Annotated in this window: 13 protein-coding genes; 10 read left to right on the forward strand and 3 right to left on the reverse strand. The window is 76.8% G+C overall.

Annotated elements, in window-relative coordinates; genetic code table 11:
* The first annotated feature begins 185 nt into the window (after positions 1-185).
* The 3 genes from ACF053_RS14740 to ACF053_RS14750 all read left to right on the forward strand — a co-directional run bounded on the left by ACF053_RS14740 (position 186) and on the right by ACF053_RS14750 (position 3,948).
* Complete coding sequence (locus tag ACF053_RS14740) at positions 186-1,910, forward strand: hypothetical protein (RefSeq protein ID WP_391954224.1); 1,725 nt, start codon at positions 186-188, stop codon at positions 1,908-1,910.
* A 114-nt stretch (positions 1,911-2,024) separates the two neighbouring features.
* The gene (locus ACF053_RS14745) at positions 2,025-2,720 is read left to right on the forward strand and encodes an RNA polymerase sigma factor (RefSeq protein WP_391954225.1); all 696 of its coding nucleotides are present in this window, start codon (positions 2,025-2,027) and stop codon (positions 2,718-2,720) included.
* A gap of 28 nt (positions 2,721-2,748) precedes the next feature.
* A complete protein-coding gene (locus ACF053_RS14750) occupies positions 2,749-3,948 on the forward strand; it encodes a hypothetical protein (protein WP_391954226.1) in 1,200 nt (399 codons plus the stop codon).
* A gap of 437 nt (positions 3,949-4,385) precedes the next feature.
* Here ACF053_RS14750 and ACF053_RS14755 read toward each other — a convergent pair whose 3' ends face one another.
* Positions 4,386-5,306 (reverse strand): DUF3027 domain-containing protein, encoded by a 921-nt coding sequence (locus ACF053_RS14755; protein ID WP_391954227.1) that lies wholly within the window; start codon positions 5,304-5,306, stop codon positions 4,386-4,388.
* A 347-nt stretch (positions 5,307-5,653) separates the two neighbouring features.
* Between ACF053_RS14755 and ACF053_RS14760 the strand changes: the two genes are divergently transcribed.
* From ACF053_RS14760 to ACF053_RS14780, 5 genes are all read left to right on the forward strand, one after another.
* Positions 5,654-6,997 (forward strand): MFS transporter, encoded by a 1,344-nt coding sequence (locus ACF053_RS14760; RefSeq protein ID WP_391954506.1) that lies wholly within the window; start codon positions 5,654-5,656, stop codon positions 6,995-6,997.
* Positions 6,998-7,042: 45 nt separating this feature from the next.
* The gene (locus ACF053_RS14765) at positions 7,043-7,540 is read left to right on the forward strand and encodes a hypothetical protein (protein ID WP_058943224.1); all 498 of its coding nucleotides are present in this window, start codon (positions 7,043-7,045) and stop codon (positions 7,538-7,540) included.
* Between the two features lie 206 nt (positions 7,541-7,746).
* On the forward strand, positions 7,747-8,505 hold the full coding sequence (locus ACF053_RS14770; RefSeq protein WP_391954507.1) for a futalosine hydrolase: 759 nt from the start codon (positions 7,747-7,749) through the stop codon (positions 8,503-8,505).
* Between the two features lie 12 nt (positions 8,506-8,517).
* Positions 8,518-9,351: a 1,4-dihydroxy-6-naphthoate synthase gene (locus tag ACF053_RS14775; protein WP_391954508.1), complete on the forward strand. Its 834-nt coding sequence runs from the start codon at positions 8,518-8,520 to the stop codon at positions 9,349-9,351.
* A 161-nt stretch (positions 9,352-9,512) separates the two neighbouring features.
* The gene (locus ACF053_RS14780) at positions 9,513-10,199 is read left to right on the forward strand and encodes an HAD family hydrolase (protein ID WP_391954228.1); all 687 of its coding nucleotides are present in this window, start codon (positions 9,513-9,515) and stop codon (positions 10,197-10,199) included.
* On the opposite strand, the gene ACF053_RS14785 is transcribed toward ACF053_RS14780, so the two are convergent.
* Complete coding sequence (locus ACF053_RS14785; protein WP_058943223.1) at positions 10,169-10,426, reverse strand: hypothetical protein; 258 nt, start codon at positions 10,424-10,426, stop codon at positions 10,169-10,171. The two genes, ACF053_RS14780 and ACF053_RS14785, sit on opposite strands and share 31 nt — an antisense overlap.
* 164 nt (positions 10,427-10,590) lie before the next feature.
* Here ACF053_RS14785 and ACF053_RS14790 point away from each other — a divergent pair, with 164 nt between their 5' ends.
* Positions 10,591-10,974, forward strand: coding sequence for a cold-shock protein (locus ACF053_RS14790; protein ID WP_058943222.1), 384 nt, complete (start codon positions 10,591-10,593; stop codon positions 10,972-10,974).
* Positions 10,975-11,210: 236 nt separating this feature from the next.
* Here ACF053_RS14790 and ACF053_RS14795 read toward each other — a convergent pair whose 3' ends face one another.
* On the reverse strand, positions 11,211-12,299 hold the full coding sequence (locus ACF053_RS14795; RefSeq protein WP_391954229.1) for an HAAS signaling domain-containing protein: 1,089 nt from the start codon (positions 12,297-12,299) through the stop codon (positions 11,211-11,213).
* 85 nt (positions 12,300-12,384) lie between these two features.
* On the opposite strand from ACF053_RS14795, the gene ACF053_RS14800 reads away from it, so the two are divergent.
* Positions 12,385-14,847: a helicase-associated domain-containing protein gene (locus ACF053_RS14800; protein ID WP_391954230.1), complete on the forward strand. Its 2,463-nt coding sequence runs from the start codon at positions 12,385-12,387 to the stop codon at positions 14,845-14,847.
* The last annotated feature ends 545 nt before the right edge of the window (positions 14,848-15,392 follow it).

Consider the following 15,392-nt stretch of genomic DNA (forward strand, 5'->3'; position numbering starts at 1 on the left):
AGGCGGTGTGCGGGGGTCTCGAAGATCTGCGAAGAAAACTTGTGAAGTCACCTGCAACCCCCGTGGGGGCCGCACGTCTATCCAAGTGAGGGCAGCGATACGGCCGACGGGACCGGGGGGACCGGGACGACAGCCGAGCGACGCCGATCACACCGAGAACACGCGCTCCCTGGGGGAACTCCGTCATGCAGAAGCACCTTTCGTCCCGCTTTGCCCTGCGCTCCGCCGTCTCCGCCGCCGCCGTACTGCTGACCGTCGTCACCCCGGTCGCCGTCGCCGTCCCGGCCGCCGCCCGGCCGGCCGCCGCCACCGCCGCCACCTCGGCACAGGCCCTGGAGGTCGGCCGGGTCTCCAAGGCGGACGCCCCGTTCGTCGTCGGCGAGAGGAACGACTTCTTCGCCGAGCTCGCCAACCGCTCCGCCGAGACGGTCGCGAACGGCACGGGCCGCGTCACGGTCGCCTACGGCAAGCACGTCGACGCCGCCCTGCAGGCCGTGCCCGCCGACGCCTCGAAGGTCTCCGTCCGCTTCCGCGTCGACGGCTCCTGGCAGTCGGTGGCCCTCTCGCCGGGGGCCGGTGGCGCCCTCCAGGGCAGCTTCCCGGTGGGCGAGGTCAAGCCGGGCGCCACGGCCCGCGTCCAGTTCCAGGTCACCTTCGACCGGTCCGTTCCGGAGACCGTCACCATGGGCGAGGTGTCCGTCGCCGGGTCCGCGGACGGCTCGGGCGCGCGGACCGTCGGCTTCGGCATCCCCCGCCACGTCACCGCCCACGAGCCGGAGGTCACCTTCGGCGGGCTGAGCGGCCGCCCCGTGCTGGACACCGGAGGCAAGGCAGTCCCGTTCACCGCCAAGGTCACCAACAACACCGGCCGCGACCAGAACCCGCTGGACTTCTTCTTCGTCGACGGCAAGGGCGTCGACCTCGACCCCGCGCACATCACGCTGGAGCGCCGCACCGCCGCGGGCGCCTGGGTGCCGGTCGCCCTCGGCGAGCAGGACCAGGTCGTCACGGGCAACCTCGACCAGGGCCCCCTCGGGAACGGCCGGTCCCGCACCTACGAGCTGCGCCTCGGGGCGAGCAAGTACTACCCGAGCCACGTCAGGCAGGGCACGTTCACGCTCATCTCGGGCAACGGCTCCAGCAGCTTCACGTACGGCGTGGAGCACGGCACCCCGCAGACCGCGGACCCGGACGTCAACCGCGAGCTCGGCATCACGGTCAAGGGCGCCGACGGCGTCACCCGGATCGACAAGGGCGTCGCCAAGGAGTTCACCGCCACCGTCACCAACAAGGGCGACGTCTCCCAGCGCATGCACGTCCTGATGGAGATCACCGACCAGGACGTGAAGCGCCGCATGGCCGCCGGCGAGGTGCGCGTCGAGCAGTACGCGGTCACCCCGAAGGCGTGGCACGCCACCGAGCTGCGCGCCTCGGACGAGGGCGGCCACCTGATGGCCCGGATCATCCCGACGCAGCCGAAGCTCGCCCCCGGCGAGAGCCTCACCTACCGCCTGCGGATCGTCCCCACGTCCCAGATGAAGGCCACGTCCTTCTTCGTCGACCTGGAGGCCCGCACGGCGCTCTCCTCGACCCGCAAGCGTCTGCCGTTCACCCTCGCCGGGATCGGCACGGGCGCGGGCACCGGCACCGGTTCGGGCACGGGCACGGGCACGGGGGCGCGGGCCGGTGGCACCGCGTCGCCGTCCGCCGCTCCCGGCAAGGGCGCGGGCACGGTGACCGGCACGGCCACCCGGACGGGCACGGGCACCACGCCGACCACCGCGGACACCGCCGGCGAGATGGCCAGGACGGGCAGCACCGACAGCACCCCGCTGCTGGTCGGCGCCACCGGCCTGCTGATCGCGGGCGGCGCGGCCTCCCTGTTCATCGCCCGCCGCCGGGCCGTCTGACCCCCGCCCTTCCAGTGATCATGTCGAGTAGCCTGCGGGGGCTGAAGGTCGCGGGGGTGGGGATCACCGGACGCTGCAGCACGAATCCTGTGTGGCTCCGGAGGACCCGTCACCATGAACACGGCCTTTGTCGCCCCTGCGCCGCCCCTCGCCGCCCTCTGGGGACGGTTGTTCCGCTCCCTGTCCCCGGGTCCGGGCGTCGACGACGCGTCGGCGAAGCCCTCACGGCCCCGTTTCCGGCTGCTGGGAGGCGGCCGGGAGCGGCCCGGCCCGGCCACGGGCCCGACCGGCCCGACCGGCCCGGCGGAGGACCCGGCCCGGCCCACGGTCACCGAGCTCTACCACGCGCACCGGCTGTCCCTGGTGCGGCTGGCGATCCTCCTTGTCGACGACCAGTCGTCCGCGGAGGACGTTGTCCAGGACGCGTTCGTGGCGCTGTACAAGCGGCACGGCGAGCGGCTGGACGACGTGGACAACGCACTGGGCTACCTGCGGACCTCGGTCGTCAACACGGCCCGGTCCGTGCTGCGCCGCCGCAAGACGGCCCGCGCGTACGTGCCGCCCCACGAGGCGGACGCGGCGTCGGCCGAGGACCACGCCCTGATCAGCGACGAACACCGCCGGGTGCTCGACGCGCTCCAGGGCCTCACCTCGCGGCAGCGGGAGGTCCTGGTCCTGCGCTACTGGTCCGACCTGAGCGAGGCACAGATCGCCGAGACGCTCGGCCTGTCGCGCGGGGCGGTGAAGTCCACCGCCAGCCGGGCCCTGGACGCGCTGGAACGGGCCCTGAAGGCCCAGGACCACGACTGACCGCGTCCGAGGAGAGGAGGACCCCACGATGAACGCCCCACGCGACCACGACCCGCGTGACCGGGACCGGCCTGACCAGGATCCGCGCACCACCGGCGGGCCCGTCCCGGACCGGCACGCGCCCGGCCGGCAGGCCACGGACCCGCACGGCGGGGACCTGCCGGACGTCGGCCCGCCGGCAGGCGACCGGCACGCCACCGGCCCGTACACGACCGGGCCGTACGACCCGCCGCCCGCGCCCGTTCGACCAGGCGCGCCCGGCCCGTCCGGGTCTCCCGACGCCTCGGGCGGGACCGGCCGCTCCGGCGCGTCGACGCCGTCCGGTGGGAGCGGCCGCGCAGGGCTCTCCCGGGCGCTGGGCGGTACCGGGCACGGCGGTGATCCGGAGGAGGCGGACGGCCGCCCCGAACTCACCGAGACCGAGGACCTGCTCGTCCGGGCCCTCGCCGCCCGGGCCGGGCAGCTCACCCCGCATTCGTTGAGGCCCGCCAGCCCGCCCACCGTGAACTGGGCTGCCCGCGGCCGGGGCCCGCTCGTCCTGGCGCTCGCGGCCTCGGTGGCGGCCGTCGCCCTGGTCGGAGGCGCTGCCGTGTCCCTGCTGCGGACCCCTGACGGGACGGACGTCGGTGACACCCCGCCCTCGCGGGTGACGGCCCCACCGTCGCTCAGCCCCTCGCCCAGTGGCAGCCCGAGCACCCGCGCCAGCGATCCCGGCGTCCCCGAGGGCTCCCGAAGTCCGTCCACCGGGGCCACTGCCCCGTCGAGCCCCGCCGGGGCAGTGGCGCCACAACCGCCCGAAGGCGAGACGACACCCCCGTCCCGGACGGTCACGCTCGTCTACGGGGCGATGGCGAAGAGCACCACCCTGCGCACCGGTGGCGACGGGACGGTGTTCGTCGCGACCGTCACCAACACGCTGGGAGAGCCCGCGGAGAACGCCTCCGACGTCCTCACCGTCCAGGTCGCCGAAGGGACCGGCACGCTCGAACCGGGCGACGTGAAGGTCTCACTGCGCGACGGCGGGACCTGGCAGGCCGTCGGCTCGACGGGCCCCTCCGGTGTCGAGGCCCGCCTCACCGGCCCCGACGGCAAGACGCTCGGCGAGGACCAGGAGCGGGCCCACGAGGTGCGCATCGCGCTCGGGGAGGGCTTCCCGAAGGATGTCACCCGGCTGCGGATCACCGTGTTCAGCGACGGAGGCTCGGAGATGCTCGAACTCGGGAACTGACCCCGGCCGCCGACGAGGTGCCCGCGCGACGGGTCGGGCGCGGGCGCGGACACCGGGGCGGGCCCCGCCGTGGGACGCGGTCCGCCAGGGGCGGGAAGGGGGACGCGGGGCCGAGCGGCACACCCGGCTGCCGGCCCGCGCACCCAGGCCGCCCACCGGTGCCGCTGTACCGCGCGACGTGCCCGCACGGCGCGGCGTCCGGGCGGGGCGCCGCCACCCATGGCCGGACTGGGCGCGCCGCCACCCGCGGCCGGGCGGGCCGCCGAACCACCCGCGGCCGGCAGGGCCCACGGGACGGGGCGGGCCACGGCGGGCGCGGGACACCGCGGGGCGCACCGGGGCGGGGCGCGGTACGGCGACGCAGTACAGCGGGACGCAGCACGGCGGGACGCAGTACGACGGGGGCGCAGGGCGGGGGTCGGCCGGCCGCCGGGCGGTCAGGAGTGGCCCAGGTCCTCCGACTCCGCGTCGGGAGCGTCCGGGACGGACCCGCCCTCAGGCGTCGGCCGCAGCGAGAACGCGTCCGCCCCCATCGAGTCCAGCACCGGCGGCGCCGGACGCGGCGGCTTCGGCATGACGGCCGCCTCGGAGTGCCCACCGCAGCCGTACTCCAGGGACACGACGCGCCCGTCCGCCGGGGAGAACTCGTTCGCGCACACTCCGAAGGCCTGACCGAGGGACCCGCCGATCGGCGTGAGGAAGCCACAGGAGATGCACGAGGCGGGCGCCGCCTGGGCCATCGGGGTCTTCGCCCCGTACGCCTCCTCCCAGCGGTCCGCCGCCGTGTGGAGCCCGTAGCGCGACAGCACCCGCGCCCGGCGCAGGCCCAGCTCCTCGGCGATGGCGGCGATGGTGCCGCGCGACGGCGTGCGGGAGACGAACTCGGCGTCCTCGGTGTCGGCCCGCTCCGTCATCTCCTCCGACACGGCGGCGTTCGGCAGCGGGGCGTCGTCACCGGAGTAGCCCGGCTCCAGGCGCAGGTCGTCCGCCTCGGTCGGCAGCAGGTCGCCGGGGCCCATGTCACCGGGGCGCAGCCGCTCGCTCCACGGCACCCACTCAGGGGCGAGGAGCGCGTCGGGGCCCGGCAGCAGCACCGTCTCGTCGAGGGTGACGTTCTTCGCGCGCGACGCGCGGGTCACCGTCACCGCCCAGCGCCAGCCCCGGTAGCCGGGTTCGGCGCTCTCGAAGAAGTGGGTGACGACCCGGTCGCCGTCGGCCACCGCCTCCACGTACCGGCCGACGACGCCGGGCGCCGCCGCCTCTTCGGCCGCCTCCCGGGCGAGGTCCACCGCCTCGGCGCACAGGCGGTCCAGGGCGGGGGCACGCCGGGCACGGCTTCGCGTCGTCGCAGCACTCACAGGTTCGCTTCTCTCCTACGCCGTCTCACAGGTGCGCCGGGCGCGACTGCACGGGCGGCGGACGGAGCGGACCCGAGGACCGCATCGACGTTCGCGCCCGACGTGCTCGGGCCCACCTCACTTCACCCATTCTGCGGGATGCCGAAGAGGCGCGCGGCCGAGAACTTTCCGCCGGTGGCGCGCTACGCACGCTACCCCCTCCGCAGCCCGCCGCCCACACGGCCGCCCCAAGTAACCCACCACGAACGGGTCAGGTGGGGCACTATGGCGACGTGGCAACCGCTCGGTGGTCCCCGGAACCGTCGCGGCGCGCCGGCCGGGGCGGGCGTGCCGGACGGCTCCGCGCGGTGGGCCGCCGGACCGGTGCGGCGGGCCGCAGGTTCGGCCGCCGGGTGGGGCGCGCGGCCCACTGGCCCTTCACCTCCACCGCCCGCGGCATCCGCCGGGCCACCCACGCGCACGGCGCGGGCGAGTCCGGCCTCGGAAAGCTGATCGAGCTGCACGCCGTGAACGGCGCGGGTGACGTGATGATCACCGTGGCGCTCGCCTCGACCGTCTTCTTCGCCGTGCCGACCGACGAGGCGCGCGGCCGGGTCGCGCTGTACCTGGCGATCACCCTGGCCCCGTTCGCGCTCCTCGCGCCCGTCATCGGTCCGCTCCTGGACCGTGTCCCGCACGGGCGCCGCGCCGCCATGGCGGGCTCCATGCTCGCCCGGGTGCTCCTGGCGCTCACCCTGTCGACGGCGGTCGCCACGGGCGACCTGGAGCTGTATCCGGCGGCGCTCGGCGTCCTCGTGGCGTCCAAGGCGTACGGCGTGGTCCGCTCGGCCGTGGTGCCGCGGCTGCTGCCGCCCCGCTTCTCGCTGGTGAAGGCGAACTCCCGGGTCACCCTCGCGGGGCTCCTGGCGACGGGCGCGGCCGCGCCCGTGGGGGTGCTGCTGCACCGGGTCGGGCCGGAGTGGCCGCTGTACGGGGCGTGCGTGCTGTTCGGCGCGGGGGCCTTCCTCGCGTTCACCCTGCCGCACAAGGTGGACTCGGCGAAGGGCGAGCGCAAGGCGCACATGCTCACCCACGGCGAGCGCAAGCCGGGGCTGCGGACGGTCGGCCCGGCCGTGCTGCACGCCCTCCAGGCCAACGCGGCGCTGCGCGGCCTGTCCGGGTTCCTGATCTTCTTCCTGGCGTTCCTGCTGCGGGTCCACCCCCTGGGAGGGCAGAGCGCCGCCGTCTCGCTCGCGGTCGTCGGCGTGGCCGCCGGCACGGGCAACGCCTGCGGTACGGCGGTCGGCGCCTGGCTCAGGGACCGCGCTCCCGAGGTGATCATCGCCACGATGTTGGGGCTGGTGCTGACCGCCACCGTGATCGCCGCGATCTTCTTCAGCGGGATCCTCGTGGCCCTGCTCGGCGCGGCCGCGGGGCTCGCGCAGGCCCTGTCGAAGCTGTCCCTCGACGCGCTGATCCAGCGGGACGTGCCGGAGTCGGTGCGCACCTCCGCCTTCGCCCGCTCCGAGACGCTGCTGCAGATGGCGTGGGTCGTGGGCGGCGCGGTGGGGATCGCCCTGCCGCTGAACGGGCCCCTCGGCATGGGCGTCGCGTCGGCCATCCTCGCCACGGGGGTCGTCGTGGCGGGGCGGGGGCTCCTCGCGTCGGCCCGGCGCGACGGCCGGGCGCCACGCCGACCGCGCGTCGCGTGAGCCCCCCATGCGCCCTCGGCGGCCAGGCCCGATAGCCTTCGCCCCATGACCGTTGCGTTCTTCTCCGGAAAGGCCCGCCGGGCCGGCGTCGCTCTGGGTGCCGTCTCCGCCGGCCTGCTCGTCCTCTCCGCCTGCGGCTGGACCAAGCCGACGCCGATCGCGACCGTGACGGTCGGATCCGACTCGTACAACACCGAGGCCGCCGACGACTGCTACGACGAGGGCGGCCTGAAGGAGTCCCGCGTCCAGGAGTGCCTCAGCGCCAAGGGCGGCAAGGCCGTGGACGTGTCCGTGGACGACCGGGTCCGCTTCGGCGTCGACCCGGAGATCGCGGAGAACGGCTGGACGCTGTTCCTCGACGGGCAGCGCGCCGAGCAGGAGCCGTACACGAAGTCGTACCGGTCGATCGGTGCGAGCGCGTTCTTCTCCGCCGGCCAGATGGGCGGCGCGGCCCCCGACAGCGTCCGCGTCTCGATCCTGGAGACCGACGCCAAGTCGAAGAAGGCCATCGGCGTCTACCGCTTCGTGCTCAAGAAGGTGTGACCCTGCGCGTCCTGGTCGTGACCGCCGTGGCGGCGGAGGCGGAGGCCGTCGCGGACGGTCTGGCCGGCCGCGCCACCCGGTCCGCCCGGCGGCTGCCGAGCGGCCACACCGTGACGAGCCACGTGCTCACGGCCGGACCGGCCCCGGCCGCCCCGGCTGACGGCCCGACCGCGCAGGCCCCGGCCACTCGGCCGACCGCGCAGGCCCTGGTCGCGGCGCAGGCGCTGACCGCGCGGGCACCGGCCGTTCCGGCCCCGGCCGGTGCGCAGACCGCCGGGCCCGGCGCGGGGGACGACCCGTCGGCCGACGCCCTGGACGCGGCCGACGCCCTGGACGCGGCCGTCGCCTCGGACACGACCGACGCCGTGGACGCGACCGCCACCGTGGACGTGCTCGCCGGCGGGGTGGGGCCCGCGGCGGCGGCCGTGGCCACCGCGACCGCGCTGGCTCGCGCTCCGTACCCGTACGACCTGGTGGTCTCCGCCGGCATCGGTGGCGGCTTCGCGCCGCACGCCCCGCTCGGGGCGCTCGTCGTCGCGGACGCCGTCGTCGCCGCCGACCTGGGCGCCGACACCCCGGACGGCTACCTGACGGTGGAGGAGCTGGGCTTCGGCCGCTCCGTCCACACCCCGCCGCCCGCGCTCACCGCGCGCGTCGCGGACGCCCTGCGCGCCACCGGCGGGCCCTGCCTGACGGCCCCCGTCCTCACCGTCTCCACCGTGACCGGCACCGCCGCCCGCGCCGCCGGGCTGGCCGCCCGCCACCCGCGGGCCGGCGCGGAGGCCATGGAGGGCTTCGGCGTGGCGGAGGCGGCCGCCGCGTACGGGGTGCCCGTCGTCGAGATCCGCGCCGTCTCCAACACCGTCGGCCCCCGCGACCGGGCGGCCTGGCGCATCGGGGCGGCCCTGGACGCGCTGCGCGGCGCGTTCGGGTCGCTGAGCAGCACCGTCTTCAGGGAGGAGTGAGGGCCAGTGGTGATGCGCGTCGCATACTCCCCCTGCCCGAACGACACGTTCGTCTTCCACGCGTGGGCGCACGGGCTGGTGCCCGGGGCACCCGAGCTGGACGTCACCTTCGCCGACATCGACGTCACGAACGGCATGGCCGAGCGCGGCGAGCTGGACGTCCTCAAGGTGTCGTACGCGGTGCTGCCGTGGGTCCTGGACGAGTACGCGCTGCTGCCGTGCGGCGGCGCGCTGGGACGCGGCTGCGGGCCGCTGGTCCTCACCCGCGAGCCGGGGCTCGACCTGTCGGGCCGCACGGTGGCGGTGCCGAGCGAGCGCTCCACGGCGTACCTGCTGTTCCGGCTGTGGGCGGCGCGGACCGTGCCGGGCGGGATCGGCGAGGTCGTCGTCCTGCCCTTCCACGAGATCATGCCCGCCGTGCGGGACGGGAAGGTCGACGCGGGGCTCGTCATCCACGAGGCACGGTTCACGTACCGGGAGTACGGGCTGCACCGCCTCGCCGACATGGGCGAGCACTGGGAGGAGACGACCGGCCACCCCATCCCGCTGGGCGCCATCATCGCGAAGCGGTCGCTGGGCGCGCCGGTGCTGCGGCGGCTCGCGGAGTCGGCGCGGGCGTCCGTGCGGAGCGCGTGGGCGGACCCGGGGGCGTCCCGGGAGTACGTGCGGGCCCACGCGCAGGAGATGGACCCGGCGGTCGCCGAGCAGCACATCGGGCTGTACGTGAACCCGTTCACGGAGGACCTGGGGACGGCGGGGTACGCGGCGGTGGAGGCGCTGTTGACGCGTGCCGCCGGCGAGGGCCTGGTGCCGCCCGTCCGTCCGGGCGCGCTCGCCTTCCCGTAGCGCGAGGCCCCACCGGCCCGCGGCCCGGCGGCTCGCAGCCCCGGCAGCCCCCGCGGCCCCGGGCGTCTGGACCCGGCGGCCCGGTGGCCCGGCTTCCCGTGGCCCCGGGGCGCCGGAAACCCGGCGGCGCCGCGCGGACCGGCCCGGGCAGAATGCCCCCCATGACCCTCACCGCGTCCTCCGCCCCGGCGACAGACCCCGTCGCGTCGTCCTCCGGGGCGGCCGCCCCGCTCACGGTCGGCTTCGACCTCGACATGACGCTCATCGACTCGCGCCCCGGCATCCGCGCGACGTACCTGGAGCTCTCGGCCCGGACCGGTGTGTGGATCGACGCGGAGCTGGCGGTGAGCCGCCTCGGGCCGCCGCTCGAACACGAGCTCGCGTACTGGTTCCCGGAGGACCGCATCGAGGAGATGGTCGCCGCCTACCGTGAGATCTATCCCACACACGCGATCGAACCGTCCCTCGCCCTGCCCGGCGCGGGGGATGCGATTCAAGCCGTTCGCGCGGCGGGCGGGCGCAGCGTCGTCGTCACGGCGAAGAACGAACCGCACGCCAGGCTGCACGTCACGCACCTCGGCCTGGAGCCGGACGAGGTCGTCGGGTGGCTGTGGGCCGAGGCCAAGGCGGAGGCGCTGCGCGCGCACGGCGCGACCGTGTACGTCGGTGACCACCTCGGCGACATCCGCGGCGCCCGCGCGGCGGGAGCCCTCGCCGTCTCGGTGGCCACCGGCCCGTACGACGAGGAGGCCCTGCGCGCGGCCGGCGCCGACGTGGTCCTGCCTGATCTGACGGCGTTCCCGGCCTGGTGGGCGGCTTACGCGGAGCGCGTGGCGGCCCGCGCCTGACGCCGCTGCGCGGCGATCGTGCGGAGCACGCCGGCCGCGGCGACGAGGAAGCCGACGCCCATCAGCATCGACACGAGGTACGCGGCCGTCGGGAACGGCTCGGTCCCCAGGAAGAGTGGTGCCACGGTGACGAGTGTGGCGACCGCTCCGACGATGAAGAGGATCGCGCCGACGCGGATGAGCCCGTCGCCCGGCAGGGCGTCGCTCGCGGTGGTTTCGCTACGCATTCGGCCAGGGTAGTTCCCAGGCCGGAGGAACGGGCCGGCGGCGTCTTGTCAGCGGGGCCTGGACCATTAGCCTTGTTGCCCAGCGGGTCCGGGCGACCCGCTCCACTGCCATCCAGAGCCGTTTTCCATGGCGGACCCATCGAGTACGAGGACGAGGACAGGACGTGCCTACCGGCAAGGTCAAGTGGTTCAACAGCGAGAAGGGCTTCGGCTTCCTCTCCCGCGACGACGGCGGTGACGTCTTCGTGCACTCGTCGGTGCTGCCTGCCGGGATCGACAGCCTGAAGCCGGGGCAGCGCGTGGAGTTCGGCGTGGTCGCCGGGCAGCGGGGTGACCAGGCCCTGTCGGTGACGGTCCTCGAACCCGCCCCGTCCGTCGCGGCCGCGCAGCGGCGCAAGCCGGACGAACTGGCGTCGATCGTCCAGGACCTGACGACCCTGCTGGAGAACATCACGCCGATGCTGGAGCGCGGGCGGTACCCCGACAAGGTGCACGGCAAGAAGATCGCGGGCCTGCTGCGCGCGGTCGCCGACCAGTTGGACGTCTGACCCGCCGCCCGCCCGCCCTGCCGGTACGGCCCCGACTCCCGGGACGCCCCGCCGTCCCGCACGCGCACCACGCGGCCCCGCTGCCCCTCCGGCACGGGGCCGCACCCGTACGCCCGCACGCCCCGTCCACACGCCCGTGCGCCGGTACCTCCCCCCGCCCGCACGCCCGTTACGCCCGTCCCCCTCAGCACGCCCGTACGCCCGGCGCCCCGGGAACCGCCGTCGGCAACGCGCGGTCAGGGGCGGCGCGAGCGCCAGAGGAGGTACGCGGCGGAGGCCAGGGCCGCGGCCCGCACCGTCCACGGCCACGTCCCGGACAGCGCCTCGCGCAGCGCCGGGCCGCCCGCCGCGATGGGGTCGCCCCACCGCCCGTCCAGCCGGCCCCACAGCCACACGGCGGTGGCCGCCGCCACGAGGCCCGGCAGGCCGAGGACCGCCCACTTCGCCTGGGCGCGGCTCAACCGGCGCGAGGCGTACGCGAGGAGCCAGCCGCCCGCGAGGGCGAGCCAGGAGCCGATGACGGTGCCGACCACCAGCAGGACGGCCGCGGCGAGCAGCACCGGGTTGCCCCACCTGCGCGGGGCGGCGACGACCGGGGCCGTGACGGCCGGTGCGGGCGCCGCGCCCCGGGGCCCGCGGCGGAGCAGCCGGGAGCGCCACGAGGGGGAGGCCGGCACGACCACCGCCGTGACCGCCGTCGTCCCGCCGGCCGCCGCCCTGCCGGTCACCGCCGTGCCGGGCGCCGCGCCCGGGACGGCCTTCACCGGTACCGCCGGCGGGGGCTTCCGGCCCAGCAGCCGGCGCAGCAGCCGGACGCCCGGCCCTCCGGGCGGGGGCGCGGGCGGCCCGGACCCCGCGCCGTCCCCACCGGCCGCGCCGCCCTCGCCGTCCCCGCCGTCCTGCTCCTCCGGCGGTACCAGCAGCTCCGGCACCTCGACGCCACCGGTGAACCCGGGCACCACGCTCCACCAGTCCGGCTCCGGTCCGGCGCCGTCCCCGGAGCCCGGCCCGGACCCGGTACCGCTCCCGGCCTCCACGTCCGCCGACACGCGGTCGCGCGGCGCCGTCGCGGTCCGCTGTCCCGGTACGGCGAGGCCGCCGCCGGCCACGGCCGTCACGACCGCGTCGGGCGAGCCCAGCCGGTCGAGGATGCGCCGCACCCCCGCCGGGCCGTCCGCACCGCCGCCCTCGCGCTGCCGGGCGATCTCGTCGCGCAGCGACGCGACGAGGGTCATCCGCTCCTTCGCCGGCAACTGTCGCTGCTGTGCCAGGTCGCCGACCCGGCTCAGGTAGTCGAAGACCAGCTGGTCGCTCTCGATCCCCACCGTGCCCCTCCATGCCGCTGCCCGCCGCCCGGTCGACGTCCCGACGTTAGCGCCTGGGGCGGGGGCAGGGGCTAACGTGGTGCGGATGGCGACCGGCGAGACCGAGCGGGAGGCGCACGTGCCCGAGGAGCAAGACGGTACGGCGGCGCCCCGCACGCTCGCGGAGGCGTTGCGGGCGCGGGGCGACGAGGGGATCGCGGCGTTGCTGCGGGCGCGTCCGGACCTGCTGGCGCCGGTTCCGACGGACCTGACGCAGCTCGCCACGCGGGCCGGTACGCGCGCCTCCGTCGTGCGGGCCCTGGAGCGGCTCGACCGGTTCGCGCTCCAGACCGCCGAGGCGCTGGCCGTGGCGCCGGACCCGGCGCCGTACCCGGCGCTGCTCGCGCTCATGGCCGGGGACGCCGGTGACGCGGCCGTGGCGGAGGCGCTGCCGGGCGCCGTGGCCGTCCTGCGCGAACAGGCCCTGGTGTGGGGCGGGGACGACCGGCTGCGGCTGGTCCGCACCGCGCGGGAGCTGCTCGCGCCGTCGCCGCAGCACCCGTCGCCCACGGGGCTCGGGCCGACCGTCGCGGAGGCGACGGCCGGCATGTCGCCCGGCCGCGTCCAGGAGATCCTCCAGGCCGTCGGGCTGCCGTCCACCCACGACCCGGTGTCGGCGGTGGCCGCCCTGACGGGGCTGTTCACCGACCGGACGAGGATGGACGCCCTGCTGGACCAGGCGCCCGCCGACGCGCTCGGGGTGCTGGACCGGCTGGTGTGGGGGCCGCCGTACGGCGAGGTGGGCGCCGTGCCCGCGCCGCCCGTCCGCTGGCTGCGTGACCGCGGCCTGCTGCTGCCCGTGTCGGCCCGTACGGTGGCGCTGCCGCGCGAGGTGGCGCTGCACCTGCGCGCCGGGCGGGCGCACCGGGTGCCCGAGCCGGCGCCGCCGACCGTGGAGCCGGCCCGCGAGTACCGTCCACAGGTTGTGGACGGCACGGCGGCCGGGCAGGCGTACACGGCGCTCGCCACGGCCGAGGAGCTGCTGAAGAAGTGGGACCAGGGCGGGCCGCCCGTCCTGCGGGCCGGCGGCCTGTCCGTCCGCGACCTCAAGCGCACCGCGACCGCCCTCGACGTGCCGGAGCCGGTCGCCGCGTTCTGGCTGGAACTCCTGTACGGGGCGGGGCTGCTGGCCCCGGACGGCGAGGCCGGCGAGCGGTACGCGCCGACCCCCGCGTACGACGCGTGGCTGGAGCTGCCCGCCGCCCGACGCTGGGCCCGCCTCGCCGGGACGTGGCTCGCCTCCACCCGTACCCCCGGGCTGGTCGGCGGGCAGGACGCCAAGGGCCGCACCCTGTCCGTGCTCGGCCCTGACCTGGACCGGGGCGCCGCGCCCGAGGTGCGGCGCCGGGTGCTGGAACTGCTCGCCGCGCTCCCGCCGGGCGGCGCCGCCGAGCCGGACGTCCTCCTCGCGCGGCTGCGCTGGGAGCGGCCCCTGCGCGGCGGCGCGGCCGGCGCCGACCTGCGCGCCCGCCTCGCCGTCTGGGCCCTGTCCGAGGCGGAGACCCTCGGCGTGACCGGCCGCGGCGCCCTCTCCGGCCACGGCCGGGCGCTGCTGGACGACCCGGACGGCGAGGCCGCCGTGGCGCTGCTCGCGCCCCTGCTGCCCGAACCGGTCGACCACGTCCTGCTCCAGGCCGACCTGACGGCCGTCGCCCCCGGCCCGCTGCGCCGCGCCCTCGCGGACGCCCTGTCGGTCCTCGCGGACGTCGAGTCCACGGGCGGGGCGACCGTCTACCGCTTCACGCCCGGCTCGGTGCGCCGCGCCCTGGACGCCGGGCGGACCGCCGCCGAGCTGCACGCCTTCCTCGCCGAGCACTCCCGCACGCCCGTGCCGCAGCCCCTCGCGTACCTGATCGACGACGTGGCCCGCCGCCACGGCCACCTGCGCGTCGGCGCCGCCTCCTCGTACGTGCGCTGCGACGACGACGCCGTGCTGGGGGAGATCCTCGCCGACAAGCGGTCCGCGTCGTTTGGCCTGCGCCGGCTCGCCCCGACCGTCCTCGCCTCCAAGGCCGCGCCGGCGGTGCTGCTGGACGGGCTGCGGTCCATGGGCTTCGCCCCGGCCGCCGAGTCCGCCCAGGGCGACGTGCTGGTCACCCGCGCCGACGCCTACCGCACCGGCCCCCGCACGGCGCCCGCGCCGGTCCCGGACGGCCCGCCGGTGCCCGACGCCACCCTCCTCGGCGCGGCCGTCCGCGCCATCCGCGCCGGTGACCTCGCGGCGACCGTCACCCGCAAGGAACCGGAGACCGCGACCACCGCCCGCGCCGACGGCACCCTGCCGCGCACCTCCGCCGCAGAGACCCTCGCCACCGTCCAGGCGGCGGCCCTGACCAACTCGGCCGTGTGGATCGGCTACGTCAACGCCGAGGGCGCCGCCAGCCAGCGCGTGATCGCCCCGGTCCGCGTGGAGGGCGGCTTCGTGACTGCGTACGACCACACCGCCGACGAGGTCCGCACGTACGCCCTGCACCGCATCACGGGCGTCGCCGAACTCGCCGACGAGTGACGGCCCCGGCCGGCCCGACAGCCGTCCGGACCGGCCCCGTCGACCGACGGCACCACCCCGTGGGCGCCGACCGGGCCGGGGCCGGCCTCGTCGACCGCCCGGGTCCGGGTCGGGACGGCCGACCACACCGCCCTCCGGCCCGGACCGGGGCAGGGGTCGGACCGGTGCCGTCGGCCGACGGCACCGCCCCGTGGGCCCCCGGACCGTGCCGGGGCCGCCCTCCTGGCGGGCCGGGGTCGCCCCCGGTCCGGCGGCCCGGACCGGGGCAGCGACCGGACCGGCGCCGTCGGGCGACGGCACCGCCCCAGTCGGCCCCCGAACCGGGCCCGGGCCGCCCTGCGACCCGGGCCGGAACCGGAGCAGCGACCGGGCCGGGCCCCTCGGGACGCTCCGGGAGGGGACCGGCCGGTCCCGGGCGGGCCGGGACCGGCCCTGTGTCCCCGCCCATGCGGCACACTGGAGGTTTGGCCGCGTCCTCGGGGCCGTACGGAAAGGGTGAGGCGTGAACGGACCGCTGATCGTCCACGCGATCAAGCTGGGTGCAC

The organism is Streptomyces kanasensis, assembly GCF_043077165.1.
GTDB classification, from domain to species: Bacteria; Actinomycetota; Actinomycetes; order Streptomycetales; family Streptomycetaceae; genus Streptomyces; species Streptomyces changanensis.

What these genes read in the sequence shown, in the direction of transcription:
- ACF053_RS14740 (WP_391954224.1), top strand. Translation starts at nt 186, where the DNA reads ATGCAGAAGCACCTTTCGTCCCGCTTTGCCCTGCGCTCCGCCGTCTCC.
- ACF053_RS14745 (WP_391954225.1), top strand. Translation starts at nt 2,025, where the DNA reads ATGAACACGGCCTTTGTCGCCCCTGCGCCGCCCCTCGCCGCCCTCTGG.
- ACF053_RS14750 (WP_391954226.1), top strand. Translation starts at nt 2,749, where the DNA reads ATGAACGCCCCACGCGACCACGACCCGCGTGACCGGGACCGGCCTGAC.
- ACF053_RS14765 (WP_058943224.1), top strand. Translation starts at nt 7,043, where the DNA reads ATGACCGTTGCGTTCTTCTCCGGAAAGGCCCGCCGGGCCGGCGTCGCT.
- ACF053_RS14775 (WP_391954508.1), top strand. Translation starts at nt 8,518, where the DNA reads ATGCGCGTCGCATACTCCCCCTGCCCGAACGACACGTTCGTCTTCCAC.
- ACF053_RS14780 (WP_391954228.1), top strand. Translation starts at nt 9,513, where the DNA reads ATGACCCTCACCGCGTCCTCCGCCCCGGCGACAGACCCCGTCGCGTCG.
- ACF053_RS14785 (WP_058943223.1), bottom strand. Translation starts at nt 10,426, where the DNA reads ATGCGTAGCGAAACCACCGCGAGCGACGCCCTGCCGGGCGACGGGCTC.
- ACF053_RS14800 (WP_391954230.1), top strand. Translation starts at nt 12,385, where the DNA reads ATGGCGACCGGCGAGACCGAGCGGGAGGCGCACGTGCCCGAGGAGCAA.